We start from the raw sequence: 26,971 nt of genomic DNA on the forward strand, positions 1-26,971 counted from the left end.
GGCCGGTGGCACGGGCGGCGCCGGCGCCGCGGGCACCGGCGCGGCGGGCGACCCCAACGCCCCGGCGGCCGACGCCGCCGACCCGAACGCGCCGGCCGCCGACGGCGGGGACCAGGCGGTCGAGCAGGTCGTCGACCCGCAGACCGGCCAGGTGGTCGCCCGCGGCCGCAGCGGCGCCGGCACCGAGGTCGCGGCGGACGTCGTCGAGGTCGCCGGCCGTCCGGAGGACTGGACCCTGAGCACCCTCACCGCGCTCGAACTGCTCGCCGTCGTCATCGTCCCGCCGCTGCTCGGCCGCCGCCTGCTGCGCCGCCGTTCGCAGACGGGCGGCCGGTCATGACGGCCCCCGCCCTGGAGAAGCCCGTCGGGCCGGCGCAGTCCGCGCCGGCCCCGGCGGCCGACCCCGCGCCCGCCGCGGAGGGCGCCGGGTCCGGCTCCGCCTCCGGCGGCCCCGGCCGGACGGCCAAGCGGGTCCGGTTCCTGCAAGGGGCCTGGGCGGTGAGCCTGCTGGCGGCGATCACCATGGGCTTCGTCGGCTACCTGTTCACGCTCTCGCACGTGCAGCAGAAGCACTTCCAGTCCACCGCCTACAAGTCCTTCCGCGACCAGCTCGGCAAGGCGACCGCGCCGACCGGCAAGGCGCCGGACGGCTCCCCCGTCGCCCTGCTGGACATCCCCGCGATCGGCCTGCACCAGGCGGTCGTGGTGGAGGGCACCACCGGCCGGGACCTCATGCGCGGTCCCGGCCACCGCCGGGACACCGCGCTGCCCGGACAGACCGGCGTCGCGGTGCTGTTCGGCCGCGGGGCGACCTTCGGGGCGCCGTTCGCCGAACTGACCAAGCTGCGGGTGGGCGACAAGATCGAGGCCACCACCGGGCAGGGCAAGTTCACCTACACCGTCAACGTGTACGGCGACGGGGACCACCCGATCGCGGACCCGGTGCGCAACCGGTTGGTGCTGGTCACCAGCGACTCCGACTGGATCCCGCGCTCCACGGTGATGATCGGCGCCCGGCTGGACAACGACCCGGTGGCCAACCCGGGCGGCCGTCCCGCCACCGTGCCGTACGACAAGGCGCTGGCCGCCGACAAGGGCGCGCTGGCCACGCTGCAGCTGTGGACGCTGGGCCTGCTCGGCGCGGTGACCGCGGTCGTCGTGCTGGCCCGGTACTGGCACCGCTCGGCCGCCTACCTCAGCCTCGCGCCGGTGATCGGCGCGCTGCTCTGGGCGGTCTACGAGAACGCCGCCGCCCTGCTGCCCAACCTCTACTGAAGCGCGCCCGGAGGACCGTACCGATGACGGATGCACCGATGACCGACCTGCCGCACGACCAGGCCCCGGGGGCCGACGAGACCACGATGACGCTGCCGGCCGCCGACTACGCCGGCCAGGACGGGAAGCTGCTCTACCCGCAGGACGCGCACTACGACGGCTACGAGCAGGAGCCCGTGCTGGCCGGGCTGGAGACCCGCGACGTCTCCGCCTGGTTCGGCTCCCGCAAGGTGCTGGAGCGGGTCTCGCTCGCCATGCCCGCCGGGGAGGTGACCGCCCTGATCGGCCCGTCCGGCTGCGGCAAGTCCACCTACCTGCGGATCCTCAACCGGATGCACGAGATGGTCCGCGGCGCCGCGCTCTCCGGCCAGGTGCTGCTGGAGGGCGACGACGTCTACCGCCCCGGCCGTCGCCCCGCCGAGGTGCGCCGCCGGATCGGCATGGTGTTCCAGCGGCCCAACCCGTTCCCGGCGATGTCCATCAAGGACAACGTCTCCAGCGGGCTCAAGCTCGCCGGGATCAAGGTGTCCAAGGACGAGCGCGAGTACCTGGTGGAGACCAGCCTGCGCCAGGCCGGCCTCTGGGACGAGGTGGCCAGCCGCCTCGACGCCCCCGGCGGCTCGCTCTCCGGCGGCCAGCAGCAGCGCCTGTGCATCGCGCGGTCGCTGGCGGTCTCGCCGGACATCCTGCTGATGGACGAGCCCTGCTCGGCGCTCGACCCGACCTCGACCCGCCGGGTCGAGGAGACCATCGAGGAGCTGCGCGGCCGGCTCACCATCGTGATCGTGACCCACAACATGCAGCAGGCCCAGCGCGTGTCGCAGAGCTGCGCGTTCTTCCTGGCCACCCACGACACCCCCGGCCGGATCGTCGAGGCCGGGCCGACCGAGCAGGTCTTCCACCACCCGCGCGACCAGCGGACCGCCGACTACGTCAACGGCCGCTTCGGATAACGGCGGCCGCCGCCGCCCTCACTCGCCGCGGTGCCGGAGGATCTCCTCCAGCACCGCGGCGACGCCGTCCTGCTCATTGCTCACGGTGTGCAGCGGCACCGCCGCCAGCACCTGCGGATGGGCGTTGGCCACGGCGTACGCGGTGCCGGCCCAGGCCAGCATCTCCAGGTCGTTCGGCATGTCGCCGAAGGCCACCACCTCGCTCCGGTCGATCCCCCGCCCGGCGCACCAGCGGGCCAGCGTGCTCGCCTTGGTGACACCGGGCGCACTGATCTCCAGCAGCGGTATCGGCGCCGAGCGGGTGATCTCGGCGAGCTCCCCGGCGGCGTCCCTGGCCTCGGCGAGCAGCTTGTCCGGGTCCAGGTCCGGGTGCTTGGCGAGCAGCTTGAACAGCCCGCGCACCGCGCCGCCCGGGCCGAGCAGCTCCTCGGCCGGGCCGACCGGGTGGTTCTCGTCCTGCCCCCACATCCGCACCTCGTAACCGGGCTCCCGGGCGAAGCCCTCCGGGTACTCGAAGGCGAACGCGGTGCCCGGCAGCTTGGCGCGCAGCCGGCGCACCACCGCCAGCGCGTCCTCGGCCGCCAGCGGGAACGACTCCAGCAGCGCCCCGCGCCGCACGTCCACCACGGCGCCGCCGTTCGAGCAGATCGCCACCCCGTGGCCGCCGATGTGCGCGCTCACCTGCTGCATCCAGCGCGGCGGGCGGCCGGTCACGAACACCACCTGGATCCCGGCCGCCTCGGCGGCGGCCAGCGCGGCGGCGGTGCGCTCGGTGACGGTGCCGCCGGAGCAGAGCAGCGTGCCGTCCAGGTCGGTGGCGATCAGCCGGGTCGGGGGAGCGGTGTGCGGTGTGGTCACCGCTCCATCTTCGCCCACCGCCGACGCGGCCCCCCACTCCCCGTCCCCGTCCGGTCCCCGGCCCGTCCCCGTTCCGTCCCCGTCGTGATCACCGCGGCACGTTTCGGCCCCCGCTGCGCCAGTTCCGGCCGATCCGCCCGCTTCCGGGGTGTCCCACCGCCCCCGACCGGGCAGGACCCACTCGGCCACCCCGTCGGCAGGAAGAGCCATGCGAACTCGCCAGGTCCGAGACGAGATCGAGATCGAGCCCGCACCCCTCCCCGAGGAGCAGGCCCCACCGCCCTCCCGCGAACCCGTGCTGATCGGCGACATCCTCTTCGAGACCCTCGCCGACCTCGCCCGCCGCACCACCCCCGCCCACCCCCTGCGCCTGCCCGCCCAGCGCCCCCACCCCTGACCCCCTCCCGCGGGCCGGGCGACCCCCCGCCTTCGGGGTTCCGGCCCGCCCCGCTCCGCCCGGCCGTGCGGGCGGAGCGGGCCGTCCCTCAGGAGGAGAGGCGCTTCAGCGCCGCGCCGACGAGGTCCTCGACGCGGCCCGGGGTACCGGTGGACCGGTCGACGAGCTCGACGACGCCGACCCGGGTGCCGCTGCGCAGGACCGCGGCCCCGCCGCTGACGACGCCGTCGCCGTTGTAGGACAGGTACCAGCGGGCGGTGCCGCCGGGGGCGGTCAGGGTGTGGGCCGCGCCGTAGTACCAGTGGCCGGCGGGCTCGTCCTGGCAGGCCTGGACGAGCGCGACGAGCTGCTTCTCCCAGGTGTCGGCCGCCGCCCGGGTGGGAGCGTTCGCGGCCGTCTCGTTCAGCGCGCCCTCGGTGTCGAAGGTCCAGGTCACGGACGCGTACGCGGTGGCCCGGTCCTTGGTCAGGCCGCGCATCGTCTCCTCGCCGGAGCACGCGGACAGCCCCTGGCGGCCGTCCAGCGCGACGGTCGCGCCGACCGGGTTCGGGCCCCGCCGGAAGTCCTCGCTCTGGACGAGGCCGGTGGAGCCGAGTCCGGGCGCGGCGGCCGCGGTGCCGGGCGCGGCGGTGCGCGCGGCCCCGTCGGCGGTGGCCGACTGGGTGCCGACGACGCCGGCCGTGATCACGGCGGCGGCGAAGCAGGCCACGGCGGCGAGCCGGTTGCGGCGGCGAACGGACTTCTGCTGGACGGAACGGTTCTCGGTCATCTGGTCCCCCTGCTGGTCGGGACGCCCGCTGCGTCCTCGTACAACCGGGGTGATGACGCCGGAGGAGGGAAAGTTGGCCCCCCGACCGGCTGTTTCACAGCTGTGACAGAGCGGCCCTGACGACGCGGTCCATCGCGGCCGTGCCCAGGCAGGCGGAGACCTCCAGGATCCCGTAGTGGCGGCCGCTGCGGAGCACGGCGACGCCGCCGCAGGGCTCCTCGCCCTCGGGCGCTCGGCCGGTGGTGTTGAGCGATCCCTGGTAGACGCCCATCCAGCTCGCGGTGACGTCCGGGGCGAGCTGCAGCGTCGTGGTCCTTCCGTAGACCCAGTGCCCCGGCGGTTCCTGCTGGCAGGGCACCTCCTCCAGCAGCAGGCGATCGGCGAAGTTCTGCGCCAGGGCGGGGCTCGGGGCCTCGGCGGCGACCTCCAGGGCGACCTGGTCGGCGCGGTCGATGGCCCGCGTGGGGTCGTCCGGCGCGGTCCGGGTGCCGGTCAGCAGTCCGCGGAAGTGGGCACCGGGCCCGCCGAGGGTCTGCGTGAAGGTCTTCTCGCCGGTGCAGGCCGCGTTGGCGTAGTTGCCGTCGCCGTACCGGTCGGTGACGTGGATCCGGCCGGTGTCGACGTCCGGGCCGAACGCCGCGGGTCCCAGGAGGTTCGCGGTCGTCATCGGCCCGGTCGCGCCGGTCGCGGCGGTCGTGGTGGTCGTATCGGTCGTGCCGGTCGTGCCGGTCGGCGAGGCGGAGCCGGAGGCCGGGGAGGCGGGCGTCGGGACGGACCCGGCGGACACCGCGGCGGTCGGCGGCGCCGCCGGGTGCGCGGTGGCGCCGGGGGGCGGTGGCAGGACGAAGCGGCCGGTCGCCAGCCCGAGCGCGGCGGCCGCCAGCAGGGCGGCGACGGCGGACCGGGGCCGGACGACGGCGCGGCCGCCCGCCGGGGGACGGCCGTTCACGGTCCGGTGACCAGGCGCTCGCGCATGAAGCGGCGGGCCTGGTGGATGCGGTCCTTGACCGTGCCCAACGGGACGCCCAGCTCCGCGGCCACCTGGACGTAGGTCAGGTCGCCGAGGTCGCGCAGCACGAAGGCCTCCACCAGGGCGGGGTGCTGCTGCTCCATCGCGGCCAGCGCCTCCATCAGGTCGAGCCGGGTCCCGGCGATGACGCTGGTGGTGCGCGGGTCGGCGGGCTCGGGGAGGTCGGCGTGGCTGTCCTCGGCGCGCCGGCGCATCGAGCGGTAGGTGGACCGGGCGGCGTTCGAGGCGATCACCGTCACCCAGCCCAGGAAGGAGCCGCGGCCGCCGTACCCGCCCAGGTGCGTGCTGATGGACAGCAGCGCGTCCTGCGCGGCCTCCTCCGCGTCGGCGTGGTGGGGCAGGAAGCGCGAGCAGCGGCGCAGCACCACCGGCCGCAGCCTGGCCAGCAGGTGCTCCATCGATCCCGGGTCCCCCGCCCGAGCGGCCTCCACGAGCCGTTCCAGCTCGCCCTCCTCGAACACCCGGATCCCCCCGTTCGTCCCGCCCGGCACCCCGCCCGTCGAACGGGAGTTCCACGCTCCCCCCGACTCCGGCAGAATGCTGCCACATGCGCAAGCTCGGTCGTTACCTCCTCCTGGAGCGGCTCGGAGCCGGCTCCTTCGCCACGGTCTGGAAGGCCTACGATCCGGAGCTCGACACCGAGGTCGCGGTGAAGGTGCTGGCCGAGAACTGGGCCGCCAACGCCGACGTGCGCGAGCGGTTCCTGGCGGAGGCGAGGCTGCTGCGCCGGATCGCCAGTCCGCGGGTGGTCCGGGTGCACGACGTCGGGGTGCAGGAGGACCGGCCCTTCTTCGTCATGGACCTCGTGCGCGGCGGCACCCTGGCGGACCTGGTCGGGCGGTGCGACCCGCAGGAGGCGCTGCGACTGGCCGCGGAGGCGGGCTACGCGGTCCAGGTCCTGCACGAGGCGGGCGTGGTGCACCGCGACGTCAAGCCGTCCAACCTGCTGCTCGCCACCGGCCCCGCGCCCGCCGCGGTGCTGGTGGCGGACCTGGGCAGCGCGAAGCGGCTGGCCGACGCGTCCGGGCTGACGGTGACCACGGGCACGCCCGCCTACATGGCGCCGGAACAGGCCTTCCAGACCGGCGGGTTCGACGGCAGGGCCGACGTGTACGCGCTGGCCGTCGTGGCCTACGAGCTGCTGACCGGGCAGAAGCCGTTCGGCCCGGGCGGACGCGCCACCGCCATGATGACCGACGGGCCGGCCGCCTCGACGCTACCGCCGCTCCCGGCCGCAGCGGAGCTCCCGCCGGACGTCGCCCTGCTGCTGCGGGCCGCGATGTCCGTCGAGCCGGCGGACCGCCCGCCGACCGCCCGGGCCTTCGCGGACGCGCTGCTGGCCCCGGTCCCGCAGCCCCGGCCCCCGGCGGGCTCCGGGCGGCTGACCCGGCGCGCGGTCTGCCTGGCGGCGGGCGCGGTGTTCACGGCGGCGGCCCTGCTGAGCTGGCTGCCGCGCTGAACCCGACACGGAGCCCGCGCGCCGCCGCCACCGCCACCGAGCGCCTCCGCCTGGGCACCCTGGTGACCTCAGTCGAGCCTCGTTCACCCATCGCAGCCTGACCGAGGACTCGACCACCGGCACCTCCCTCTCGTCCTGGCACACCTACCGTGCCGGCATGCCGGAGCTCCACAAAGGCGCGTCTCTTGCTCCTGACGCGAGATCAGTCTCAGCGCCAGGGTCCAGCACAGTCCAGACACGCCGGGCGCCCGCCGACTCGGGTGCCCATGCCCTCCGCAGGAATAACGACGCCGCCGTCATTGGCGCGTCAATGAGCAGATGGTTGAGGTCGGTGCAGGCCGCGGCAGCGCTGAATCATTAATCGATAGCGCTATCGATACATTAGATAATTTGTTCCAATCCCAGGCTTTGCATCAGGAGGTTCCGGCTCCGGGATTCACCACCCACTTGGCCGTGTATTATTTCTGCATGACCAGTCGGCAGCTCTCACTGGGCGATGGCTTAACGCCTCCAGCAGAGATCACGATGACGCTCACCCTTGTCACGCCCGAGTTGGCAAAGGAGTGGTTCAAGCGCAACATCAAGCACAACCGGCCTATCTCCAGCTCGAAAGTTAGACAATGGCGGACAGCGATTGATGAGGGGCGCTGGAAGCTGACACATCAGGGAATCGCATTTGATCCCGATGGCAACCTGATTGATGGGCAGCATCGCCTCATGGCCATCGCCGCTGGAGATCGCCCGGTCTGGCTTCCAGTCTTCTACGGTGTCCCGGCGGAATGCTTTGCTGTCCTGGATATTAACTATCATCGCAGCGCCGCAAACTCTCTCAGCATCGCTGGCCACAAGAACACGGCCACCCTTGCCGCCACTATCAAGCTCATTGCGGCCTACGATGCAAACAGTTTCTCGTCTTCCAGCAGCAGCATGACCAATGAGGAGCACCTTGCGCTGGTCGAGAAGATGCCCGGCGTCGGGGAAGCCACTCACTTTGGCCTTCGACTCTGGAAGGCAATCCGAATTACCCCATCTGCCGCCGCTGCAGCCGCCTACATCACTCGACGGGAACGCAGGGACCTCTCCATTGGGCAATGGGAGAGTTGGGAGGAAGGTCTTGTCACGGGTGCGATGCTCCCAGGAAATGACCCTCGATTGAACCTGCGTGAGGCCATGAAGAAGAGGGCGATCGAAAGTATCGCCGCCAAGGCTGCCGGCGAGGCTGGCCGGGTAAAGATCCACGCGACCCGCGATATCGCCAAGGGGCAGATCGCCACCTACCTTCTTGCCTTCAATGCCTGGATCGAGAACAGGAAGCCACGGTCCTTCGCCTGGAACCCGAGCGAGGATCCCATGCCAACCGTAACCTCGGCTCCGTTCGCCAGGCGAAGTTAATCTTCGCCGGGAGTCAGATCCTTCTCTCGCCAGGCTGGTTGGCATGGAGATCCTCGTGATGCAGCGGATCTGGCGTGCCCGAGTCATCACAGCCCGCACGAATACCGTCCTCTATCGGCCAATGTGCGACCTGTTGCTGGTGACATATGGACCGCTTCCTCGGCTAAGTGTGTTGATGTTATCTTCTGCCGGACAGGACCGCGAGACCAGTGTCAGGCCGATGCGGCACACGGTCACCGCGGCTCTGAGGGCCTTCGTCATGAATGGCACCGCCAGGTTCTCCTGGGGCAGGGTGGACAGACTGTTCAGCTGCTCGTCCTGGCTATTGGCATCAACAATGGCCTAATCGACCACGGTATCAAGCTCGTCCCTGCCGGTGCGCCCATTACGCCACATTAACGGTCGTGCAGGTGTCATCGCTGCGGATAACTCGAACCGCACCCGTCGGCGATACGCGTAGGGTCGGGAGCATGCGACTGAGCACGGTGATCCTCCCCATCCACCGGTGGGGCGAGGGACAGAAGATCTGGCGGCAGGCCGAGGACCTCGGCTTCCACGCCGCGTACACCTACGACCACCTCTCGTGGCGGAGCTTCCGCGACGAGCCGTGGTTCGGCGCCGTCCCGACCCTGACGGCCGCCGCCACCGCCACCGAGCGCCTCCGCCTGGGCACCCTGGTGACCTCGCCGAACTTCCGGCACCCGGTGACCCTGGCGAAGGACCTGATCACCCTCGACGACGTCTCGGGCGGGCGGCTGACGGTCGGCATCGGGGCCGGCGGGACCGGCTACGACGCGACGGCGATGGGCCAGCGGGCGTGGACGCCGAAGGAGCGGGCGGACCGCTTCGGGGAGTTCCTGCCGCTGCTCGACGAGCTGCTGCGCAACGACGCGACGACCCGCGAGGGCAGCTTCTACTCGGCGGTCGAGGCCCGGAACATCCCCGGCTGCGTGCAGCGGCCCCGGGTGCCGTTCTACGTCGCCGCGGCCGGACCGCGCGGCCTGCGGCTGGCCGCCGAGTACGGCCAGGGCTGGGTGACCTACGGCGACCCGAAGGGACCGGCGGACGTGCCGGCCGAACAGGCGCCCGCGGTCGTCGCGACGCAGATCGAGAAGCTGACGGCCGCCTGCGAGGAGAAGGGCCGGGACGTCGAGACGCTGGAGAAGATGCTGCTCCAGGGCTCGACGGCGGAGCGGCCGCTGGCCTCGCTGGACGCCTTCGTGGACTGGGCGGGCACCTACCGGGAGCTGGGCATCACCGAGCTGGTGGTGCACTGGCCGGTGCCGGACTCGATCTTCGCCAATGACTTCGCGGTCTTCGAGCGGATCGCCACCGAGGGCCTCGCGCAGCTGGGTTGACGACGGCTCGGGGGCGGCGTGCGGTGGCCGCCGCCCCCCGGGGCGGGAGCGGTGATCCCCTAGGGGAAGCGGGCGGCGCCGTCATACCGGAGCAGCAGGCGGGGTCCTCATCGCAGCTCATGACCGGAGACGGGGGCGGGCACTACGGTGAGGGCCGTGTCCACTGTCATCAAGACGGACGGCCTCACCAAGAGGTTCCCCCGGGTGACCGCCCTCGATCAGCTGACCGTTGAGGTCGAGCCCGGGGTGGTCGGTCTGGTGGGGGCGAACGGGGCGGGCAAGTCCACACTCATCAAGATCCTGCTGGGGCTGGCCCCGGCGACCTCCGGAACCGGGCGGGTGCTCGGGCTGGACATCGCCACCCAGGGGTCGGAGATCCGCGAGCAGGTCGGCTACATGCCGGAGCACGACTGCCTGCCGCCGGACGTCTCGGCCACCGAGTTCGTGGTGCACATGGCGCGGATGGCCGGGCTGCCGGCCGCCGCGGCGCGCGAGCGGACGGCGGACACGCTGCGGCACGTCGGGCTCTACGAGGAGCGCTACCGCCCGATGGGCGGCTACTCGACGGGCATGAAGCAGCGGGTGAAGCTGGCCCAGGCGCTGGTGCACGACCCGAAGCTGGTGCTGCTGGACGAGCCGACCAACGGGCTGGACCCGGTGGGCCGCGACGACATGCTGGCGCTGATCCGCCGGGTGTACACCGACTTCGGCATCTCGGTGCTGGTCACCACCCATCTGCTCGGCGAGCTGGAGCGCACCTGCGACCACCTGGTGGTCATCGACGGCGGCAAGCTGCTGCGCTCCTCGTCCACCGCGTCCTTCACCGGGACGACGGCCACCCTGGCGGTCGAGGTGACGGACCATCCGCAGGACCACGGCCTGGACGCGGGCGCCGCGGTGCGCGAGCGGCTGGCGGCGCGGGGCCTCTCGGTGGAGCCGGAGGGCACGCGGGTCCTGCTGGTGCGGCTGGCCGGTGACGACACCTACGACGCGATCCGGGACGCGGTCGCGGACCTCGGGCTCGGGCTGGTCCGGCTGGAGGAACGGCGGCACCGGGTCGCCGAACTCTTCACCCGGGACGCGGAGACGACGGGCACGACGGACACGACGGGGACGACGGAGAACGAGGGGAGTACCGCAGATGTCGCTGCCTCCTGAGTTCCGGCCGGCCGACACCGGTGTCATCCACGACATCGGCTACCGCGGCTACACCGGGCCCCGGCTCGGCCGGGCGTACGCCGCGCGCTCGCTGTTCACCCAGAGCCTGCGCGCCGCCTACGGCCTCGGGCGGTCCGGCAAGTCCAAGGTGCTGCCGATGATCGTGCTGGGCGCGGCCACCGTGCCGGCCCTGATCATCGTCGCGGTCGCGCTGATGACCGCGTCCGACCGGCTCCCGGTGGACTACGCGCAGTACCTGAGCGCGATCGGGCTGGTGGTCTCGATCTTCCTCGCCTCGCAGGCGCCGGTGCTGTTCTCCCGGGACCTGCGCCACCACACCGTGCCGCTGTACTTCTCCCGCCCGATCACCCGCGCCGACTACGTGCGGGCCAAGTTCGGGGCGATGGCCTGCGCCCAGCTGCTGCTGATGCTCGCGCCGCTGGTGGTGCTGTACGCCGGTTCGCTGCTGATCAAGCTGGACTTCGGCGACCAGACCGAGCACTTCTTCTACGGCCTGGTGGCGGCGGTGCTCTACGCGCTGGTGCCGACCTCGGTCGCGGTGGTGATCGCCGCCGCCACGCCGCGCCGCGGCTTCGGGGTGGCCGCGATCATGGGCTACCTCGCGATCAGCACCACGGTGGTCGCGGTCGTGGTCGGGATGAGCATGACGACCGTCGGCTTCGACGAGAGCCTCCCGGACTCCGCGCAGTGGGCGGTGCTGCTCTCGCCCGGCGGGCTGGTGGAGAGCCTGACCAACGAGCTGTTCGACCTCGGCACCGGCGCCGAGCGGCTGCACGCGCCGGGCGGGCTCGGCCTGCTGGTGTTCACCGCCGTCGCCGTCGCGATGGTGGCCGGCTCGTACCGGCTGCTGCTGCGCCGCTACCGCAACGTTTGAGAGGGCGTCATGGCCACCATCACCATCGACAAGGTCTCCCGCTGGTTCGGCAACGTGGTCGCCGTCAACGACGTCAGCATGGCGATCGGCCCCGGCATCACCGGCCTGCTGGGGCCGAACGGGGCCGGGAAGTCGACCCTCATCCACATGATGAGCGGCTTCCTGGCGCCGTCCACCGGGGCGGTGACCCTGGACGGCGCGCCGATCTGGCGCAACCAGCAGGTGTACCGGCAGATCGGTCTGGTCCCCGAGCGGGAGTCGATGTACGACTACCTGACCGGTTGGGAGTTCGTCCTCGCCAACGCCGAACTGCACGGGCTGGCGCACCCGGGCGCCGCGGCCCGCAGGGCGCTCGCCCTGGTCGAGATGGAGTACGCCCAGGAACGGCGGACCGGCACCTACTCCAAGGGCATGAAGCAGCGGGTCAAGATGGCCTCGGCGCTGGTCCACGACCCGGCCGTGCTGCTGCTGGACGAGCCGTTCAACGGCATGGACCCGCGCCAGCGGCTCCAGCTGATGGACCTGCTGCGGCGCTTCGGCTCGGACGGCCGGACGGTGCTGTTCTCCTCGCACATCCTGGAGGAGGTCGAGCAGCTGGCCCGGCACATCGAGGTCGTGGTGGCCGGACGGCACGCCGCCTCCGGCGACTTCCGGAAGATCCGCCGGCTGATGACCGACCGCCCGCACCGCTACCTGGTGCGCTCCAGCGACGACCGGCGGCTCGCGGCGGCGCTGATCGCCGACCCGTCGACCTCCGGCATCGAGCTGGACCGGCAGGACAACGCCCTGCGCATCCAGGCGGTGAACTTCCAGGGCTTCACCACGCTGCTGCCGAAGGTCGCCCAGCGGGCCGGGATCCGGCTGTACACCGTGGCACCGGCGGACGAGTCGCTGGAGAGCGTGTTCTCCTACCTCGTCTCCGCCTAGCGGCGCGCAGCGGGGGCACCGCCCCGCCGACCGGCACCCACCACCAAGGACCTCAGGAAGGCCGACCCACCATGAACCCGACCGTCGCCAGGCTGACGCTGCGCGGCCTGCTCGGCCGCCGCCGCGGCCTGCTGCTGCTGGTGGTCCCCGCCCTGCTGCTGGTCGTCTCGGCGATCGCCGCCGGGTCCAGCGGCGACAAGCACGACCTCGTCGTGAACGTCCTCGGCAAGCTCGGCCTCGGCACCCTGCTGCCGATCCTCGGCCTGGTCGTCGGCACCGGCGCCATCGCCACCGAGATCGACGACGGCTCGATCGTCTACCTGCTGGCCAAGCCGCTGCCGCGGTGGAAGATCATCACCACCAAGCTGGTGGTCGCGATCGGCACCACCTGGGCGTTCGCGGCGGTGCCGGTCCTGCTCGCCGGGCTGCTGATGTACGGGACGAAGGAGGGGCTGGCGCTCGGCTACACGGCCGCCGCGCTGGTCGCCGGGGCCGCGTACAGCGCGCTGTTCCTGCTGCTCGGGGTGGTGACCCGGCACGCGGTGGTGGCCGGGCTGGCGTACGCGCTGGTGTGGGAGTCGCTGGTCGGCAACTTCGTCGAGGGCGCCCGCACGCTCAGCGTCCAGCAGTGGGGGCTGGCGGTGGCCGAGTCGGTGGCCGCCGAGGGCTCGCTCACCTCGGCGGTCTCGCTCGGCCTGGCCGTGCCGCTGCTGCTGGTGGTCGTCGTGGGGGCGGCCGCGGCGGCCTCGGTGCGGCTGGCCGGGCTCACCCTGGCCTCGGACGAGTAGGACACCGACGCGCGCGGGGGCGGCTGCGCGGGGGCTCAGAGCGTCCGGTTGCGGCCGGCGCCCCAGCCCGCGGCGGCGACCACGGCGGCCAGCACCAGCATCAGCGCCAGCGGCGTGGTCCACCCGCCGGTCAGCTGGTGCAGGGCGCCGGCGCCGACCGGGCCGGCCGCCGCGACCAGATAGCCGACCGCCTGCGACATGCCGCCCAGCTGGGCGGCGCCGGCGACGCTGTCGGTGCGCAGCACGATGAAGGCGAGGCCGAGGCCGAGCGAGCCGCCCTGGGCGACCCCGAGGATGGTGGCCGACACCCAGGCGCCGGGCACCGGGGCGATCAGCAGGACGGCGATGCCGAGGCCGTTGAGCGCGGCCATCGAGACGGCGAGCGCCCGCTGGCTGGTCATCCGGCCGGCGAACAGCGGCACCAGGAACGCGCCGGCCACCTGCACCAGGTTGGAGAAGGCGAAGACCAGGCCGGCCTCGCCGCGGTCCATGCCGTGGTCGGCCAGGATGGTCGGCATCCAGGCGACCAGGGTGTAGACCAGCAGCGACGAGATGCCCATGAACAGGCTGATCTGCCAGGCCAGCGGCGAGCGCCAGATGCCCTCGATCGGGCGCGCGGAGGCGGCCGGGGCGGCGGTCGGGGAGGCGCCCGGCGCGGCCGGGGCGGCGGCGGTGCGGGCGGCCCGCGCCCGCAGCACCTGCGGCAGCCAGGCCACCGCCGCGACCAGCGCCAGCACCGACCAGGAGCCCAGCGAGGCCTGCCAGCCGCCGCCGAGCGCGTGCTCCAGCGGCACCGAGAGGCCGGCCGCCATGGTCGCGCCGACCAGCATGGTGGTCGAGTAGACGCCGGTCATCGCCGCGGCCCGGCCCGGGAACTCCCGCTTGACCAGACCCGGCATCGACACGTTCAGCACGGCGATCGCGACACCGATCACCACGCACCCGGCGTACAGCGCCGCCACCGAGGGCAGCACCCGCAGCAGCACGCCCGCGCCGAGCACCAGCACCGCGCCCAGCACCACCCGCTCGGTGCCGAAGCGCCGGGTCAGCCGGGGGGTGAGCGGGGCGCCGACGCCCTGGAAGAGCACCGGCACGGTGGTGATCAGCCCGCTCGCGGTGGCGGAGAGCCCGAAGGTGTGCTGGATCTCGGCCACCATCGGCGACACCGCCGCCAGGCAGGCGCGCATGTTCAGGGCGACCAGCACGATGCCGGTCAGCAGCAGTGCGGGGTGCGCCAGCCGGCTGCGGACGGGGAGCGGCGCGGAGCCGGCGGTGGTGGTGACAACCGGCTGCTGGGCACGGGTGACGGCCATGGGTGGTGCTGCTTTCGTGGAGTTCGAGGCGTGCGGGGGCACACCCGGGGAGCGGGGAACGGGGGCCTCGGCCCGTTCACTTCCGGGCGGCGATGGCGGCGAGGAGCTGCTCGACGGCGGCGGTCGGCTCGGCGAGCAGCTCGCGACACGCCCGCTCGGCCCGGTCCGGGTCGCCGCTCTCGATCGCGTCGACGAGGGCCTGGTGGGTCGCCACGACCACCTCGGGCATGTCGTGGTCGCCGAACGCCGTGCGCATCGACTCGCGCACCGAGGCGCCGAAGTAGCGGTACACCTCGGTCAGCGCCGGGTTGTGCGCGGCCTCGACGACGGCGGTGTGGAACTCCAGGTCGTGCTCGACGGTCGCCTCGCGGCCGGCCCGCTCGGGGTGTGCCGCGATCACCTCGGCCTCGCGGGCCAGCGCGGCCCGCATCCGCCGGATGTCCTCGGGGGTGTGCCGCAGCGCGGCCAGCCGGGCGGCCTCGGCCTCCAGAGCGGCGCGGACCTCCAGGACGTCCCGCACGCCGGAGCGCTGGACACCGCGCAGCACGGCGGCCGGATCGCTGGTGGAGCGCACGAAGGTGCCCTCGCCCTGCCGGGAGACCAGCATGCCCGCGTGCACCAGCACCCGGATCGCCTCGCGCACGGTGTTGCGCCCGATGCCGAGCCGCTCGGCGAGCTCGTGCTCGGTCGGGATCCGTGAGCCGACCGGCCAGACGCCGGCGCTCAGCTGCTCCCGCAGCTGCTCGATCGCGGTGTCGACGAGGGAGCGGCGGCCGGCGGTCTGCAGCGTGTCGTGGGCGCTGTGAGCGCTGTGCGCGCTGCTCATGGCGGGCTCCTCCCCGGGTGCGGGGCCGTGCGAGGCCTCGGTCGTCGGTCATCCTACAACTGCTTGCCCGGTCATCCTACAACTGCGGTCGAACGGCGCGGGAACCGTCCGTGTCACCCTGGCGTTCCTCCGGACGACCGGCGATCCGGTGACGACGGGGACCGGTCCACACCCCCTTGATGCGAGGAGAGCGTCCGCATGGTCTTCAAGAAGCTGCTCGGTGCCCTGGGCGTCGGCGGTCCCGGCGTCGACACCGTTCTGAGCACGCCGGTCGTGCAGCCCGGCGGGACGATGGCCGGCACGGTCGAGCTGACCGGGGGGACGGTGGAGGCGGACATCCGGGGGATCACGCTGACCCTGGTCGCCCGGGTGGAGATCGAGCACGAGGACGGCGAGAGCACCGGCGTGTACCCGTTCGCGCGCTTCTCGGTGACCGCGCCGCTGAAGCTGGCGCCGGGCGAGAACCGCTCGATCCCGTTCGCCGTCCAGGTGCCGTGGGAGACCCCGGTCACCACCATCGCCGGACAGCACCTGCACGGCATGCAGCTCGGGGTGCGCACCGAGGTCGACATCGCGGGCGCGCTGGACAAGGGCGACTCCGACCCGCTGGAGGTCGAGCCGCTGCCGGTGCAGCGCCGGATCCTGGAGACCCTGCTCCAGCTGGGCTTCCGGTTCCGCTCGGCGGACCTGGAGGCCGGGCACATCCGCGGCACCGGGCAGACGCTGCCGTTCTACCAGGAGATCGAGTACTCCTCGGCGCCGCAGTACGCGCACGCCTGCAACTCGCTGGAGGTCAGCTTCGTGACCACCGAGGGCAAGGTCGAGGTGGTGCTGGAGGCGGACCGGCGCGGCGGCCTGTTCGGCGGCGGCGGGGACGTGATCCGCACCCATGTGGTCGGCCACGGCCAGGCCGACGAGGACCTCACCGGGCTGGTCGACGGCTGGATCCGCTCCGCGCTCTGAGTCCCGCGCCCCGGCCGGCCCGCTCCGGCCGCGGCCCGGCCCGCTCCGGCCGCGGCCCGGCCCGCTCCGGCCGGGGCGTCAGCCGTAGGAGACGTTGCTGCAGATGTCGTCGTCGGCGGACCGCGCCTCGCCGACCACGGCGGCGGGCAGCCGTGCCGGGGCGCCGGGCGGCACCGCGGCGGCCGGGGCGGTGGCCGGTGCCGGCGCGCCGCCCGCGGCCCCGGCGGCGTAGTCCAGACCGAGCCGCACGCTGATCCCGGCTCCCCGCCCGGGCGCCAGCGCGGCGCCCGGGAACAGCGCGGCGACCTTCTGCGCGTCGGCCCGCTGACCGGCCCCGTACTCGACGGTGGTGGTGGCCGGCCGGGCGGGGCCGCGCGCGGTGGCCGCCTTGGCGACGGTGACCCGGGCCGCCCGGAGCATCTCGGCGGCCCGGGCGGCCAGGCCGGGGGTGCCGGTGCCGTTGTGGACGGTGACCCGGATCGGCGCGCCGTCGGCCCCGAGCGTCGGGGGCGGGGGCGGCGGTGACGGCGGAGGCGCGGCGGGCGCCGGGGGCGGGGACGGTTCGGCGGGCGCGTCCTGCCGGTGGCCGGTGGCGTCCTGGCCGTCGATGGTCCGGTCGGCCTGCAGGGTCCGCCACAGGGTGTCGACCGCCGGGTGCACCAGGTCGATCCGGGGGCCGTTGTAACGCCAGGGCGTGGTCAGGAACTTGACCTCGTGCAGGTCGATGTCCTTGAGCGTCAGGGCGAAGTCCACCAGCTTGGCCGCCGAGTCCAGGCCGGGGTCGACCGTCATCGACCGGGTGGCGGCGTCGGCCAGCGGCAGCAGGGTGCCCGGGTTCAGCCCCTTGCTCTTGATCCTGGCCAGCAGCGAGGCGAGGAAGGCCTGCTGACGCTTCATCCGCCCGACGTCCGAGTCGTCGCCGATGCCGTGCCGCAGCCGCACGTAGTCCAGCGCCTGCTGCCCGGAGACCCGCTGGCGGCCCTTGGCGAGCACCACCTTGCCCTTGCGGCCCAGGTTGGGGTTGATGTTCCCCTCGTGGACGGCGTTCGGCAGGCAGACGTCGACGCCGCCGACGGCGCCGGTCATCGCGGCGAACCCGGCGAAGTTGACCTCGATGGTGTGGTCGATCCGGATGCCGGTGAGCTTCTCCACCGTGTTCTGGGTGCAGGCGGGGTTGCCGGCCTCGGAATTGCCCACCGAGAAGGCGGAGTTGAACATCTGTCCGGGTTGCTCCCGGGTCCAGGTGCCGTTCGGGAGCTTGCAACGGGGGATCGTCACCAGGGCGTCGCGGGGGATCGAGACGCCGACCGCGTGCCGGTGGTCGGCGTGGACGTGCAGCAGGATCGTGGTGTCGGAGCGGGCGCCGCCCTCGTCGCCGCCGCCGAGGTCGGCGTTCCCCCCGGCCCGCGAGTCGGAGCCGATCAGCAGCAGGTTGACCGGCCGGTGGCCGTGGGCGTCGGCGCTCGGTTCGGGCGGGCGGTCGCGGGCGATGGCGTCGGGGTCGAAGGACCGGAGGTTGCCGTTCAGCCGGTAGTACACCGCGCCGCCGGCGCCGGCCAGGGCCACCAGCACTCCGGCCACCGACCAGGCGATCAGCCGCCGGGCGCCGCGCCGGGCGTCGCGCGACCGGCCCTGCGGGGCGGCCCGCCGCCGGGACCGGTCGCCGCGGTCGCCGCGGTCGCGCACCGTCCGGCTCTGGCCGGTGCGGGTCGGTGGTACGGCCCGGCCCTGGGCTGTGCGGCTCTGGGCGGCGCGGTTCTGGGCGGTACGGCTCTGCGCCGCCCGGCGGGCCTCCGCCCGGCCGCCGGTGCGCGGCACCGGGATCCCGGGGGCGTCCTCGGGGGGGTCGGTCCGGAGTCCGCCGCCGTCGGCACGCCGCCGCCCCGCCGGATCCGGCGGGCTCTGGCCCCACTGGACTGACATGGCGCGCACCTCTCAGGGCGGAAGCGGGCAACCCTGGGAGCATACAAACTCCACCGGGGCCGCCCGGCCGCCGAACGCGGCCGCACCCCCGCCGACCCGCGGCTTCGCCGCGGCGGCTCACCGCAGGGTCACTCCAACGGCTGAACCGGCGGGGACGGGAAGGACGTTCACCCGGCGGAGACGGGCCCCAGGTCCTCTCTCTCGGATCACGTCGGACCGCCTGGCGTGATCCGAGAGAGAGTGCCTAGACCAGCCCGGCCGGGTAGAGCCGCTCCAGCACGGCCGCGACGCCGTCCTCGTCATTGCTCAGGGTGACCTCGTCGGCCACCGCGAGCAGCTCCTGGTGCGCGTTGGCCATCGCGACGCCGTACCGCGCCCAGCCGAACATCGGCACGTCGTTGGGCATGTCGCCGAAGGCGATGGTGTCGGCGGCCTTCACGCCGAGCCGATGGGCGGCGACGGCCAGCCCGGTGGCCTTGGAGAGGCCGAGCGGCAGCAGCTCGACCACACCGGCGCCGGCCATCACCACGCCGACCAGGTCGCCGGCCAGCCGACGGGCGGCGTCGGCGAGGGCGTCGTCGGTCAGGCCGTGGTGCTGGATGTACAGCTTGCTGATCGGGGCGGTGAGCAGCTCGTCCTTCGCGGCCCGGACGACCGGCAGGTCGGAGCCGATCAGCAGCTCGTAGCCGGGGCCGGCCAGCACGTCGCCGTCCAGGCCGTCCTGGTTGGCGGCGATCGCCAGCGGGCCGGTCTCCTCCTCGATCCGCTCGATCGCGAGGGCGGCCACCCGGCGGTCCAGGGTGAGCGAGGTGAGCAGCTTGTGCGCGCCCGCGTCGTAGACCTGGGCGCCCTGGCCGCAGACGGCTATGCCCCGGTAGCCGATCTCGTCGAAGACCGGGCGGGCCCAGCCGGCCGAGCGGCCGGTGACGATGATGTGCAGCGCTCCGGCGGCGGTGGCGTCGGCCAGCGCCGCGCGATTGCGCGTCGAGACGCTCTCCACGCTGTTCAGCAGGGTGCCGTCGAGGTCGGTGGCGACCAGCTTGAAGGGCAGGCCGTTGCCGTTCGCGGGGGAGACGGGGCTGGGGTCGGTGGTGCTCATGGGCCGTGGTCTCCCGGGAGTTGCTTCGTTACTGCGTCCGCGTCGCCGCGGTGCCGGCCGGTTCCGGTGCCGGAACCGGCCGGTGCCGGTGCTACTTGACCGGCGTCAGGACGGTGCGGCCGCCGAGGTAGGGGCGGAGCGCCTCGGGGACGACGACCGAGCCGTCGGCCTGCTGGTGGTTCTCCAGGATCGCCACGATGGTGCGCGGGACGGCGACCAGGGTGCCGTTCAGCGTGGCCAGCGGGCGGACCTTGCCCTCCTCGCGCATCCGGATGGCGAGGCGGCGCGACTGGTACTCGGTGGTGTTGGAGGTCGAGGTGACCTCGCGGTACTTGCCCTGGGTGGGGATCCAGGCCTCGATGTCGAACTTGCGCGCGGCCGAGGCACCGAGGTCGCCGGAGGCGACGTCGATCACCCGGTAGGGCAGTTCGAGGGCGTTGAGGAAGTCCTTCTCCCACTGGAGCAGGCGGCGGTGCTCGTTCTCGGCGTCCTCGGGCGTGGTGTAGACGAACATCTCCACCTTCTCGAACTGGTGGACGCGGATGATGCCGCGGGTGTCCTTGCCGTAGGTGCCGGCCTCCCGGCGGAAGCAGGACGAGTAGCCGGCGTAGCGCAGCGGCAGCTTCTCGGCGTCCAGGATCTCGTCCATGTGGTACGCCGCGAGCGGGACCTCGCTGGTGCCGACCAGGTAGCGGTCGTCGCCCTCCAGGAAGTACACGTTCTCCGCGGCCTGGCCGAGGAAGCCGGTGCCGTCCATGGCGGCCGGGCGGACCAGGGCCGGAGTGATCATCGGGATGAAGCCGGCGGCGGTGGCCTGGGCGATCGCCATGTTGACCAGGGCGAGCTCCAGCAGCGCGCCAACACCGGTCAGGTAGTACGACCGGGCACCGGCGACCTTGGCGCCGCGCTCGGTGTCGATCGCGCCCAGCAGCTGGCCCAGCTCGACGTGGTCGCGGGGCTCGAAGCCCTCGGCGGCGAAGTCGCGCGGGGTGCCGATCTCCTCCAGGGTGACGAAGTCCTCCTCGCCGCCGACCGGGGCGGCCGGGTCGATGAGGTTCGCCAGCGAGCGGAGCAGGCGCTCGGCCTCCTCCTTGGCGCCGGTCTGCTCGGCGTCGGCGGCCTTGACCTCGGCGGCCAGCTCCTTGGTGCGCTGGAGCAGGGCGGCCTTCTCCTCGCCCTGGGCCTTGGCGACGAGCTTGCCGAGCGACTTCTGCTCGTTGCGCAGCTCGTCGAAGCGGGTGCCCGAGGACCGGCGCCGCTCGTCGGCGGAGAGGAGGGCGTCGACCAGGTCGACGTCCTCGCCACGGACGCGCTGCGAGGCGCGCACTCGGTCAGGGTCCTCACGGAGCAGGCGAAGGTCAATCACGGGCCCAAGCCTACCGGGCGGGGACCTGTCCACCGGTACCGGTTTTCCCTGGGGATAACTCTCCCCAGCCTGTGGATAACCCTGGTGGACAACGGCTCGGGGGGCAGTTATCCACAGGCTGGGGCCGTGGCCTGTGGATCGTGGGGCGGCTCCGGTGGACAACGGACCGAACCGAGGAATTCACGTTTCAAACCTGAATTGACCTTCCCGGGTGAGCGAATTGAAGCACTCGGACGGGTGATTTGCTGGCACCCGGGTGACTCTGGTCCGATTAGTCATCTCTGCGACGCAAACCGATGATCCGACCGAAACGTGCAGTGGCTATACCGGTTTGTCGACTCATCCCCAGGCCTGTGGATAACTCGGACCTGTGGACAGTGACCGCCCCTGTGGACAAGCCCCGCACCGGGGCGGCCGCCCTGTGGACGGCCGCCCGGCGGGGTGGAAAACGGTTCGAAAAGGACAGTTGGCCGGTGAATGGCGCCCGGATGTCCGGAGTGTCGGGGGTGCCTCGGGGCTCAGATGTCCCCGCGGCCGTCGAGGCAGCGCGAGAGCCAGTCCGAGGCCGCGGTGAAATCCGCGTCCGAGGTACCGGGCCGCGGGTGCCGCGACGCCTGCTGGTCGGCGCGCGGATAGGAACCGAGGAACCGCACCTGCGGGCAGATCCGCTTGAGGCCCATCATCGCCTCGGCCACCCGGCGGTCGCTGAGGTGCCCCTCGCAGTCGATGAGGAAGCAGTAGTTGCCCAGCCCCTCGCCGGTCGGCCGGGACTCGATCCGCATCAGGTTGACCCCCCGCACCGCGAACTCCTGGAGCAGCTCCAGCAGCGCACCCGGGTGGTCGTCCGGCAGCCAGACCACCATCGAGGTCTTGTCCGCCCCGGTCGGCGAGGAGACCCGCCCGGGCCGCCCCACCAGCACGAACCGGGTGGTCGCGCTCTGCGCGTCCACGATGTCCTTGACCAGCGGGTCGAGCCCGTAGATCGGCGCCGCGAACTCGCCCGCGAACGCGCCGTCGTACCGGCCCTCGGCCACCAGCCGGGCGCCGTCGGCGTTCGAGGCGGCGGACTCCCAGTGCGCGTCCGGCAGGTTGGCGGCCAGCCAGCGGCGGACCTGCGCCTGGGCCACCGGGTGGCTGGTCACGGTCTTCACGTCGGCCAGCGTCGTGCCCGGCCGCACCAGCAGCGCGAAGGTGATCGGCAGCAGCACCTCGCGGTAGATCATCAGCGGCGCGCCCGCCGCCAGCTCGTCGTTGGTCGCCGTGACGGCGCCCTCGACCGAGTTCTCGATCGGCACGAACGCGCCGGACGCCTCACCGCCGCGCACCGCGTCCAGCACCAGCTGCACCGAGGACATCGGGACCAGCTCCCGGGTCGCCGCCTCCGGCAGGGTGCGCAGGGCCGCCTCGGTAAAGGTGCCCGCCGGCCCGAGGTACGTGTAGCGGGTTGCCGACATGACGCCTCCAAGGGGAACGGGACCTGTGGGAAGAGAACGGCGGAACGCCGAAAGGAGTCACCTTAACCACTTCGGCCCGCTCCCGTGATCGCGTTCCGCTCCGTGGGAGCGGGCGGCACGCGTGGTGGACGCCGGGGCCGTCGGGCGAGGTCAGCCGAGCAGGCCCTGCCCGACGTACCCGCCCTGCGGCGCGCCCGGCGGGACGGCGTACACGCCGCTCGCCTCGTGCCGCAGGAAGCGGGAGAGGCCGTCGCCCCGGGCCAGCTTGCGCTGCACGGGGGTGAACCCCCTGCGCGGGTCGGCCTGGAAGGCGAGGAAGAGCAGCCCGGCGTCCGGGGAGCCGTCGGCCAGCAGCCCGTCGTGGTAGGAGAAGCCGCGCCGCAGCATGGCCGCCCCGCCGTTGGCGGCCGGCGCCGCGACCCGGATGTGCGCGTCCGACGGGACGGCCAGCGATCCGTCCGGCCCCTGGGCGGCGAGGTCCACCGCGGTCCGCTCGCCCGCGCCCTCGGGGGCGCCGAGCGGGGCGCCGTCCGACTTGCGCCGACCGATCACCCGCTCCTGGCGGTCCACCGGCAGCGCCTCCCAGCTGTCCAGCAGCATCCGGATCCGCCGGAACACCAGGAACGAGCCGCCCGCCAGCCAGGCCGGCTGCTCTCCCCCGGCGGTGACGAACACCTTGGCGGCGAAGCCCTCCTCACCGGGCCGGGGGTTGTTGGTGCCGTCGATCTGGCCCATCAGATTGCGCCCGGTCATCGGGGCGGCGGTGGCGCCGGGCGTCCGGGCGAAGCCGGACATCTGCCAGCGCAGCGCCGCCGTCCCGGCCGCCTGGCGCTGCAGCACCCGCAGGGCGTGCACGGCCACCAGCGCGTCGTCGGCGCCGATCTGCACGAACAGGTCGCCGTCCCCGCGCGCCGGGTCGAGCGCGTCGGCCGGGAACGCGGGCAGCGGCTCCAGCCCGGCCGGGCGCTCGCCGGTCAGGCCGGTCTTCTCGAACAGGCCCGCGCCGAAGCCGAAGGTGACGGTGAGCGAGCAGGGGCCGGCGTCCAGGGCGACCTGGTTCTCGAACTCGTCGGCGGGCTCCCCCGCAGCCATCCGGGCGGCCGTCCGCGACCAGCGCCGGAGCAGGGCGCGCAGGGCGTCCCGGCCGGCCCCGTCGGCCAGGTCGAAGGCGGCCAGCTGGACCCGGGCCTGCTGGGGTTCGAGGATCCCGCCCTGGTGCTCCCCGTGGAACTCCACCCGGGCGGGCCCGAGGCCGCCGGCCGGGGACGCCGGGCGGTGCGGGCCGGGCCGGTCCGCGGCCAGGGCCGCGGCGGCGCCGGCGCCCGCGCCGACCACCAGGCCGGCCCCGGCGGTGCCGAGCAGGGCCCGCCGGGTGAAGCCGGAAGCGGTGCTCCCGCCGGTGGCGGCGGTGGTGCTGTCGTGCTCGGTGGCGCTGTCGGTGCTGATCTCCATGAGGACGGTCCGCCTATCCGATCTTCAGCTGCTTGATCTCCGTGGTCTGGTCGATGTCGGAGGATCTGACCAGCACCGACACGACCCAGTTCCCGGTCAGCGGCAGCTGCGCCGTGCCGGTCCAGCGCCCGGTGCCCTCGGCGCTCAGCGGCACGGTGAGCGGGCCGAGGTCGCGGTCCGGCAGGGTGAAGGCGAGCTCCACCTCCGGCACCTCGACCGGCTGCCCGTCCGCGCCGTCCAGGGCCAGGTGCACCTCGTTGGACCCGGTGCCCGCCGGGTTGAGGGTGACCGTGGCGGTGCCCTTGGCGTTCGGCGTGCGGCCCTTGGTGTCGTACGGGAGCTTGAGCTCCAGCGTCCGGCCCGGCACCGTCTGCGGGGCCGAGGCGCCCGCGCCGGCGCCGGCCGCCGGGGCGGTGCCGTTCGCGGCCCCGGCCTCGACCTCGCCGGCCACCCGTCCGGGCGGGGCGTTGGTGAGCAGCGTGGTGGCGACCAGGACGGCCACCGCGACGGCCGCCTCGATCAGCACCGAGCGGCGCAGCCCGGCCCGGGCGGGGGTGAGTCCGCGGTCCCGGTCGGCGTTCTCCCGGGCGGCCCGCTGGCGGGCCAGCTGGGCCCGCCGGACCGGGTCGTCGGAGTCCGGGCCGCCCTCGTCGCCGCTCCCGCCGCTCCCGCTGCTCGCGCTGCTCCCGCCGCGGGCCGTGCCGCGGTCCGTGGTGACGGAGCCGCCGGCCGCGACGGCGAGCGCCGCCGGGACGACCTCGGCCGCCTCCTCCGGGGTGGCCCGCAGCCGGGCCAGCCGGCCGCGGGACAGCCAGGCCGCGCCCAGCATCGCGATCACGCAGCCGGTCTTCACCAGCAGCAGCCGCCCGTAGTCGGTGCCGGTCAGCGCGTCCCAGCTGCCGACGCCGCGCCAGGACTGGTAGAGGCCGGTGCCGGCCAGCACCACGACGGAGCCGAAGGCGACCGTGGAGAAGCGGCCGGCGACGTCCGCGCCGATCCCCTCGCGCAACCCGACCAGCATGGCCGCCAGGCCGCCCAGCCAGAGCGCCATGGCGACCAGGTGGAGCATGCCGAGCGGCAGCGCCAGCCAGACCTGGATGCCCACCGAGGCGTGGTCGGCGCCGGCCCAGGTCGCCGAGAGCGCGACGGCCAGCACCAGTCCGGCCACCCCGAGGCCCAGCCGGGCGTCGCGCTGCGGGCGTTCGGCGGCGCGCCGCTCCAGCTCCCGCAGCTCGGCCTCCTCGCTGTCGCCGTCCTCCGGTGCCGTCCCGGTCCCGCTTCCGGTCCCGCTTCCGGTCCCGGCGGCGCGGCCCGCCGGCTGCCCGAGCTGGCCGACCAGCAGCGACAGGAACACCCCACTGGCCGCGAGCAGCAGCAGCCGGGCGGCCAGCGCGGTGCCGATCCGCTCGTCCAGCGTGGTGCGCACCAGCGACAGGTCGAACGCCTTGCCGATCCCCCAGCCCCGCTCGTACGGGCCGCGCAGCATCAGCACCGCGACGGTGGACACCAGCAGCGCCACCCAGCCGCTCATCAGCAGCCGCTGCACCGGTCGCCGGGCCGCCCCGGCCGGCCAGCAGAGCAGCACGAAGCCGGCCGCTCCGGCGAGCAGCGCGAACGCCCCGTACGCGACCGCCCGGCCGGTGCCGTAGAGCGCGGCGACCAGGCCGTCCGCCTCGGCGCTCTGCAGCGCGGTGGTGGAGACGGTGGTGGCCGACGGCGCGCCGATGGAGAAGGTGAACGCCCCTCCGATCGGGTGCGAGTCGTCGGAGACGGCCCGCCAGGCGACGGTGTACGTGCCGTTGGCCAGTCCGCTGCCGAGCCCGACCCGGGCGGTGTTGTTCCGGCCGTCGGCGTGCGCCGGGTTGCCCGCGTCCACGGCCCTGCCGGCCGGGTCGAGCACCCGCACCGAGTCCGAGGAGAGCGAGACGGCCTCGCTGAAGGTCAGCGTGACCGACTGCGGAGCGGCGGGCAGGACGGCGTTCTGCGCGGGGTCGGTGGACTGCAGGGTGGCGTGCGCGGCGGCCGGCCCGGCGCCGCCGAGCAGCAGTGCGACGACGGCGCCCAGCACGCCGAGCAGCCCGACGGCGCGCCGTCCCATCAGTCCCGGTGCGTTCAGCATCGTGCGGGTCCCTTACTGCTGGCCGGGGCGGTAGGTGAGCTCCTTGACCGGCACCTTGACCGAGATGGTGCCGGTCCGGGCGAAGGTCAGGTCGAGCTCCAGCTCGTCGCCGAGGGCGGGGGCCTTCTGCCACCCCATGATCATCAGATGGGCGCCGCCGCGGGCGAGCTCCAACGCGCCGTGCGCGGGGACGTCCAGCGTGTCGACCTGCTCCATGGAGCTGGCCGTGGAGCGGTGCATGGTGACCGAGGAGGCGCCGGGGCTGGAGACCTTGACCAGGGCGTCGCCCTGGCCGCCGTCGTTGCGCACCGTGAGGTAGCCGGCCGCCATGCCGCCGGCCGGCGGCATCGGGATGTAGGAGTCGGCGACGCTCAGCCGGGCCGCGCCGCTCGCGGACGCGCCGGCGCCGGCGTCCTGGCCGCCGGCCCCGCAGGCGACCAGGAAGGCGCCGCCGCCCAGTGCCGTCGCCAGCGCCGCCCCCGCGAGTGCCGTCCGGCGGAATCCGAGGGAGCCCTTCACGCGGCGACCCCCCGGGCGAGCAGCGGCAGGTCGTGCTCGAAGGTCTTCACCTCGGTGCCGCTCAGGTAGAGCACGTGGGCCTTGTCGTCGGAGGGCAGGAAGGCCAGCACCTGGGCGCCGTGGGTGGAGGTGACGGTACCGTCCGCGTTGACCACCGGGTCCTCGATCAGGATGCCGAGCGCCTTGGCGGCGGCCTTCACCTTCTCCAGGTCCCCGGTCAGGCCTATGAAGTCGCTGCCCATCGAGTCCAGCCAGGTGCGCAGCACCTGCGGGGTGTCGCGCTGCGGGTCGGTGGAGACGAAGACGACGTCGACCTTCTGCCGCTCCTCCGGGGAGAGCTTCTTCATCGCCACGCCGATGTCGCCCATGGTGGTCGGGCAGACGTCCGGGCAGCTGGTGTAGCCGAAGAACAGCAGGGTGGTCCGGCCGGCGGTCTTCTGCCGCAGGTCGTACGGCCGGCCGGCGGTGTCGGTCAGCTGGAGGTCCGGCTTCTCGAAGTTCTTGCCGAGCACGGTGCCCTCGTAGGGCGAGTCGGACTTCTGCTGGACGACCTTGGCGGGGGAGGCGGAACCGCCGCCGTCGGAGCCGCAGGCGGTCAGGGTGAGCGCGGCGGCGAGGGCGACGGCTACGGCGCCGGCCAGCCGGGCGGGACGGGCGGTGCGGGGGGCGAGGGGCATG

General features: G+C 73.6%; 25 protein-coding genes and 1 pseudogene. 12 read left to right on the plus strand and 14 right to left on the minus strand.

The window, feature by feature from the left end; genetic code table 11:
• The 3 genes and pseudogenes from ACFVVL_RS23790 to ACFVVL_RS23800 form a co-directional block, all read left to right on the plus strand.
• A pseudogene (locus ACFVVL_RS23790) lies at positions 1–340 on the plus strand (phosphate ABC transporter substrate-binding protein); the annotation flags it as partial.
• Positions 337–1,275, plus strand: a complete 939-nt coding sequence (locus ACFVVL_RS23795; protein WP_387678355.1) for a class E sortase — start codon at positions 337–339, stop codon at positions 1,273–1,275. The pseudogene ACFVVL_RS23790 and the gene ACFVVL_RS23795, both read left to right, overlap by 4 nt.
• A gap of 176 nt (positions 1,276–1,451) precedes the next feature.
• Entirely contained in the window at positions 1,452–2,228 is a 777-nt protein-coding gene (locus tag ACFVVL_RS23800; protein WP_380290552.1) for a phosphate ABC transporter ATP-binding protein, read from the plus strand.
• An 18-nt stretch (positions 2,229–2,246) separates the two neighbouring features.
• On the opposite strand, the gene ACFVVL_RS23805 is transcribed toward ACFVVL_RS23800, so the two are convergent.
• Positions 2,247–3,086, minus strand: a complete 840-nt coding sequence (locus tag ACFVVL_RS23805) for an HAD-IIB family hydrolase (protein WP_380290544.1) — start codon at positions 3,084–3,086, stop codon at positions 2,247–2,249.
• Positions 3,087–3,294: 208 nt separating this feature from the next.
• On the opposite strand from ACFVVL_RS23805, the gene ACFVVL_RS23810 reads away from it, so the two are divergent.
• The gene (locus ACFVVL_RS23810; protein ID WP_387678358.1) at positions 3,295–3,483 is read left to right on the plus strand and encodes a hypothetical protein; all 189 of its coding nucleotides are present in this window, start codon (positions 3,295–3,297) and stop codon (positions 3,481–3,483) included.
• A gap of 88 nt (positions 3,484–3,571) precedes the next feature.
• Here the strand turns inward: ACFVVL_RS23810 and ACFVVL_RS23815 are convergent, their stop codons facing one another.
• From ACFVVL_RS23815 to ACFVVL_RS23825, 3 genes are all read right to left on the minus strand, one after another.
• Complete coding sequence (locus tag ACFVVL_RS23815) at positions 3,572–4,252, minus strand: hypothetical protein (RefSeq protein WP_387678360.1); 681 nt, start codon at positions 4,250–4,252, stop codon at positions 3,572–3,574.
• 94 nt (positions 4,253–4,346) lie between these two features.
• Positions 4,347–5,201, minus strand: coding sequence for a hypothetical protein (locus ACFVVL_RS23820; RefSeq protein WP_387678362.1), 855 nt, complete (start codon positions 5,199–5,201; stop codon positions 4,347–4,349).
• Complete coding sequence (locus tag ACFVVL_RS23825) at positions 5,198–5,743, minus strand: RNA polymerase sigma factor (RefSeq protein WP_387678365.1); 546 nt, start codon at positions 5,741–5,743, stop codon at positions 5,198–5,200. The genes ACFVVL_RS23820 and ACFVVL_RS23825 overlap by 4 nt, the downstream gene beginning before the upstream one ends.
• Before the next feature lie 86 nt (positions 5,744–5,829).
• Between ACFVVL_RS23825 and ACFVVL_RS23830 the strand changes: the two genes are divergently transcribed.
• From ACFVVL_RS23830 to ACFVVL_RS23860, 7 genes are all read left to right on the plus strand, one after another.
• Positions 5,830–6,741, plus strand: a complete 912-nt coding sequence (locus ACFVVL_RS23830; protein ID WP_380290534.1) for a serine/threonine-protein kinase — start codon at positions 5,830–5,832, stop codon at positions 6,739–6,741.
• 318 nt (positions 6,742–7,059) lie between these two features.
• Entirely contained in the window at positions 7,060–8,133 is a 1,074-nt protein-coding gene (locus ACFVVL_RS23835; protein WP_387678368.1) for a hypothetical protein, read from the plus strand.
• A 470-nt stretch (positions 8,134–8,603) separates the two neighbouring features.
• Complete coding sequence (locus ACFVVL_RS23840) at positions 8,604–9,491, plus strand: LLM class flavin-dependent oxidoreductase (protein ID WP_387678371.1); 888 nt, start codon at positions 8,604–8,606, stop codon at positions 9,489–9,491.
• A gap of 156 nt (positions 9,492–9,647) precedes the next feature.
• Positions 9,648–10,649, plus strand: a complete 1,002-nt coding sequence (locus tag ACFVVL_RS23845; RefSeq protein ID WP_387678374.1) for an ABC transporter ATP-binding protein — start codon at positions 9,648–9,650, stop codon at positions 10,647–10,649.
• Positions 10,633–11,544, plus strand: coding sequence for an ABC transporter permease (locus tag ACFVVL_RS23850; protein ID WP_387678377.1), 912 nt, complete (start codon positions 10,633–10,635; stop codon positions 11,542–11,544). The genes ACFVVL_RS23845 and ACFVVL_RS23850 overlap by 17 nt, the downstream gene beginning before the upstream one ends.
• Positions 11,545–11,553: 9 nt before the next feature.
• Positions 11,554–12,471, plus strand: coding sequence for an ABC transporter ATP-binding protein (locus ACFVVL_RS23855; RefSeq protein WP_380290526.1), 918 nt, complete (start codon positions 11,554–11,556; stop codon positions 12,469–12,471).
• A gap of 71 nt (positions 12,472–12,542) precedes the next feature.
• Entirely contained in the window at positions 12,543–13,259 is a 717-nt protein-coding gene (locus ACFVVL_RS23860) for an ABC transporter permease (protein WP_387678381.1), read from the plus strand.
• A gap of 35 nt (positions 13,260–13,294) precedes the next feature.
• Here ACFVVL_RS23860 and ACFVVL_RS23865 read toward each other — a convergent pair whose 3' ends face one another.
• Both ACFVVL_RS23865 and ACFVVL_RS23870 read right to left on the minus strand, forming a co-directional pair.
• Complete coding sequence (locus ACFVVL_RS23865; protein ID WP_387678384.1) at positions 13,295–14,572, minus strand: CynX/NimT family MFS transporter; 1,278 nt, start codon at positions 14,570–14,572, stop codon at positions 13,295–13,297.
• Between the two features lie 76 nt (positions 14,573–14,648).
• Complete coding sequence (locus ACFVVL_RS23870) at positions 14,649–15,398, minus strand: FadR/GntR family transcriptional regulator (protein ID WP_380290520.1); 750 nt, start codon at positions 15,396–15,398, stop codon at positions 14,649–14,651.
• 198 nt (positions 15,399–15,596) lie between these two features.
• Here ACFVVL_RS23870 and ACFVVL_RS23875 point away from each other — a divergent pair, with 198 nt between their 5' ends.
• Positions 15,597–16,361 carry a sporulation protein gene (locus ACFVVL_RS23875; protein ID WP_380290518.1) on the plus strand — a complete coding sequence of 255 codons (765 nt, stop codon included), beginning with the start codon at positions 15,597–15,599 and terminating at the stop codon, positions 16,359–16,361.
• A gap of 78 nt (positions 16,362–16,439) precedes the next feature.
• Here ACFVVL_RS23875 and ACFVVL_RS23880 read toward each other — a convergent pair whose 3' ends face one another.
• The 8 genes from ACFVVL_RS23880 to ACFVVL_RS23915 form a co-directional block, all read right to left on the minus strand.
• Entirely contained in the window at positions 16,440–18,284 is a 1,845-nt protein-coding gene (locus tag ACFVVL_RS23880) for an LCP family protein (protein WP_387678387.1), read from the minus strand.
• A 244-nt stretch (positions 18,285–18,528) separates the two neighbouring features.
• A complete protein-coding gene (locus ACFVVL_RS23885) occupies positions 18,529–19,383 on the minus strand; it encodes an HAD family hydrolase (protein WP_380290514.1) in 855 nt (284 codons plus the stop codon).
• A 91-nt stretch (positions 19,384–19,474) separates the two neighbouring features.
• Positions 19,475–20,749, minus strand: coding sequence for a serine--tRNA ligase (serS, locus tag ACFVVL_RS23890; protein ID WP_387678390.1), 1,275 nt, complete (start codon positions 20,747–20,749; stop codon positions 19,475–19,477).
• 518 nt (positions 20,750–21,267) lie between these two features.
• Positions 21,268–22,203, minus strand: a complete 936-nt coding sequence (gene pheA / locus ACFVVL_RS23895) for a prephenate dehydratase (RefSeq protein WP_387678392.1) — start codon at positions 22,201–22,203, stop codon at positions 21,268–21,270.
• 150 nt (positions 22,204–22,353) lie between these two features.
• Positions 22,354–23,655: an iron uptake transporter deferrochelatase/peroxidase subunit gene (gene efeB, locus ACFVVL_RS23900; RefSeq protein ID WP_387678395.1), complete on the minus strand. Its 1,302-nt coding sequence runs from the start codon at positions 23,653–23,655 to the stop codon at positions 22,354–22,356.
• Between the two features lie 13 nt (positions 23,656–23,668).
• Complete coding sequence (locus tag ACFVVL_RS23905) at positions 23,669–25,774, minus strand: FixH family protein (RefSeq protein ID WP_387678398.1); 2,106 nt, start codon at positions 25,772–25,774, stop codon at positions 23,669–23,671.
• Positions 25,775–25,786: 12 nt separating this feature from the next.
• A complete protein-coding gene (locus tag ACFVVL_RS23910; protein WP_380290503.1) occupies positions 25,787–26,293 on the minus strand; it encodes a copper chaperone PCu(A)C in 507 nt (168 codons plus the stop codon).
• Positions 26,290–26,970, minus strand: coding sequence for an SCO family protein (locus ACFVVL_RS23915; RefSeq protein WP_387678401.1), 681 nt, complete (start codon positions 26,968–26,970; stop codon positions 26,290–26,292). Before ACFVVL_RS23915 ends, ACFVVL_RS23910 begins: the two co-directional genes overlap by 4 nt.
• Position 26,971 lies beyond the last annotated feature (1 nt).

It is taken from the genome of Kitasatospora sp. NPDC058115 (assembly GCF_042884635.1).
In the GTDB taxonomy this organism is placed as follows: Bacteria; Actinomycetota; Actinomycetes; order Streptomycetales; family Streptomycetaceae; genus Kitasatospora.

Bases quoted from the DNA above. Each gene is read 5' to 3' on its own strand.
- ACFVVL_RS23795 (WP_387678355.1), top strand. From the start codon at position 337: ATGACGGCCCCCGCCCTGGAGAAGCCCGTCGGGCCGGCGCAGTCCGCG.
- ACFVVL_RS23810 (WP_387678358.1), top strand. From the start codon at position 3,295: ATGCGAACTCGCCAGGTCCGAGACGAGATCGAGATCGAGCCCGCACCC.
- ACFVVL_RS23815 (WP_387678360.1), bottom strand. From the start codon at position 4,252: ATGACCGAGAACCGTTCCGTCCAGCAGAAGTCCGTTCGCCGCCGCAAC.
- ACFVVL_RS23830 (WP_380290534.1), top strand. From the start codon at position 5,830: ATGCGCAAGCTCGGTCGTTACCTCCTCCTGGAGCGGCTCGGAGCCGGC.
- ACFVVL_RS23835 (WP_387678368.1), top strand. From the start codon at position 7,060: ATGGTTGAGGTCGGTGCAGGCCGCGGCAGCGCTGAATCATTAATCGAT.
- ACFVVL_RS23840 (WP_387678371.1), top strand. From the start codon at position 8,604: ATGCGACTGAGCACGGTGATCCTCCCCATCCACCGGTGGGGCGAGGGA.
- ACFVVL_RS23850 (WP_387678377.1), top strand. From the start codon at position 10,633: ATGTCGCTGCCTCCTGAGTTCCGGCCGGCCGACACCGGTGTCATCCAC.
- ACFVVL_RS23855 (WP_380290526.1), top strand. From the start codon at position 11,554: ATGGCCACCATCACCATCGACAAGGTCTCCCGCTGGTTCGGCAACGTG.
- ACFVVL_RS23860 (WP_387678381.1), top strand. From the start codon at position 12,543: ATGAACCCGACCGTCGCCAGGCTGACGCTGCGCGGCCTGCTCGGCCGC.
- ACFVVL_RS23865 (WP_387678384.1), bottom strand. From the start codon at position 14,572: ATGGCCGTCACCCGTGCCCAGCAGCCGGTTGTCACCACCACCGCCGGC.
- ACFVVL_RS23870 (WP_380290520.1), bottom strand. From the start codon at position 15,398: ATGAGCAGCGCGCACAGCGCTCACAGCGCCCACGACACGCTGCAGACC.
- ACFVVL_RS23875 (WP_380290518.1), top strand. From the start codon at position 15,597: ATGGTCTTCAAGAAGCTGCTCGGTGCCCTGGGCGTCGGCGGTCCCGGC.
- ACFVVL_RS23880 (WP_387678387.1), bottom strand. From the start codon at position 18,284: ATGTCAGTCCAGTGGGGCCAGAGCCCGCCGGATCCGGCGGGGCGGCGG.
- ACFVVL_RS23885 (WP_380290514.1), bottom strand. From the start codon at position 19,383: ATGAGCACCACCGACCCCAGCCCCGTCTCCCCCGCGAACGGCAACGGC.
- pheA (WP_387678392.1), bottom strand. From the start codon at position 22,203: ATGTCGGCAACCCGCTACACGTACCTCGGGCCGGCGGGCACCTTTACC.
- efeB (WP_387678395.1), bottom strand. From the start codon at position 23,655: ATGGAGATCAGCACCGACAGCGCCACCGAGCACGACAGCACCACCGCC.
- ACFVVL_RS23905 (WP_387678398.1), bottom strand. From the start codon at position 25,774: ATGCTGAACGCACCGGGACTGATGGGACGGCGCGCCGTCGGGCTGCTC.
- ACFVVL_RS23915 (WP_387678401.1), bottom strand. From the start codon at position 26,970: ATGCCCCTCGCCCCCCGCACCGCCCGTCCCGCCCGGCTGGCCGGCGCC.